The sequence below is a fragment of the Bartonella sp. AP21QHHD genome, from assembly GCF_042196205.1.
In the GTDB taxonomy this organism is placed as follows: domain Bacteria; phylum Pseudomonadota; class Alphaproteobacteria; order Rhizobiales; family Rhizobiaceae; genus Bartonella.
The window spans coordinates 1-1,451 of sequence record NZ_JBHIPT010000028.1; the positions used below are offsets into that span (position 1 = coordinate 1).

1 protein-coding gene is annotated in these 1,451 nt (G+C 38.6%); it reads left to right on the forward strand.

Features of this window, described 5'->3' with window-relative positions; genetic code table 11:
* On the forward strand, positions 1-1,451 hold a 1,451-nt coding region (locus ACFIMC_RS02955), incomplete at both ends, for a helicase-related protein (protein ID WP_375685641.1).

Below are 1,451 nucleotides of genomic sequence, written 5' to 3' on the forward strand. Positions count from 1 at the left end.
AGTAAGACATATTGACGGAACGCAAAGCGTCAAAAAACGCAATGAGGAATTGGATTGGCTTAAAGAAGATGCGGGGCAAAACGTTTGTCGGATCTTAAGCAATGTTCGGTGTCTTTCAGAAGGGATTGATGTCCCTGCTCTTGATGCCATCATGTTTTTACACCCGCGCAATAGCCAAGTGGATGTGATACAGGCAGTAGGGCGTGTGATGCGTCGTGCTCCAAATAAAAAAACGGGCTATATCATTTTACCCATTATCATTCCTTCACACTTAGAAGCCAAAAAGGCTTTAAAAAACAATAAGAGATACCGTGTTGTTTGGCAAGTTTTGCATGCTTTACATTCTCATGACGAAAGGCTTGCTCGGACAATTAATCAGATGTCTTTAGGACAAGATAGCAGCCATACGATTGAAATTATAGAGATTAAACGAGCCAATGAATTAAAAGAGCTTACCACAACGGTTGATGAGATCTCGATACCATCCAAAACAGAAAGTTCTGGACGTGTCATTGGAACAGCAGAAAGCAAATCTCAATCGGTATCTGGAGGACAAGGAGACCTATTCCGCCGTTCTGAATTTTTTGATTTTGTCAAAGCCATTTTTCTGGATAGTTTTAAAATCACGGATTATNCGCATCTTCAAAACCTGCTTGCTGATGAAAACAGTGAAGCCTTTCACGCCTTTGATGCCTTCCATAAGGAATTACAAAACAACGTAAACAGCGATATTAAACAAGAGGAAGCGATTGAGATGTTAGCGCAACATCTTGTCACGCGTCCCGTGTTTGAAGCTTTATTTTACGGTAATGAATTTGTACAGAACAATGCCATTTCGCAAGCCATGGACAAGATCTTAAGAGAACTGGATAAAACGAACATTGAAGAAAAAACCAAAGATCTTGATCAATTTTACAAAAGTGTCACATTCTGTACAGCAGGTATTACAGAAACTCATGCAAAACAGAATCTTATTATCAAACTTTATGAAAGTTTTTTTGCCAAGGCATTTAAGAAAACCACGGATAAGCTTGGGATTGTTTATACACCCGTTGAGGTTGTTGATTTTATCATTCATTCTGTTGATGATGTGTTGCGTAATGAGTTTGGAAAAAGCTTGGGGTCACGGGGTTTTTCTATTCTTGACCCTTTCACTGGAACAGGGACCTTTATCACACGGCTATTACAATCCAATCTCATCAAACCAGAGGATATGGAATATAAATTCCGTCATGATATTCATGCCAATGAGATTGTTTTACTGGCTTATTACATAGCAGCGATTAACATTGAATCGACCTATCATAGTCTGATGAAAGGGAATTATATCCCATTCAAGCATATTGGTTTGGCTGATACGTTTCGGATGCTTGAAAAACAAGATCTTATGGAAGGTATACTCAAAGAAAACAGTGAATATTTGGAACATCAGAAAAATTTGACTATCGAAG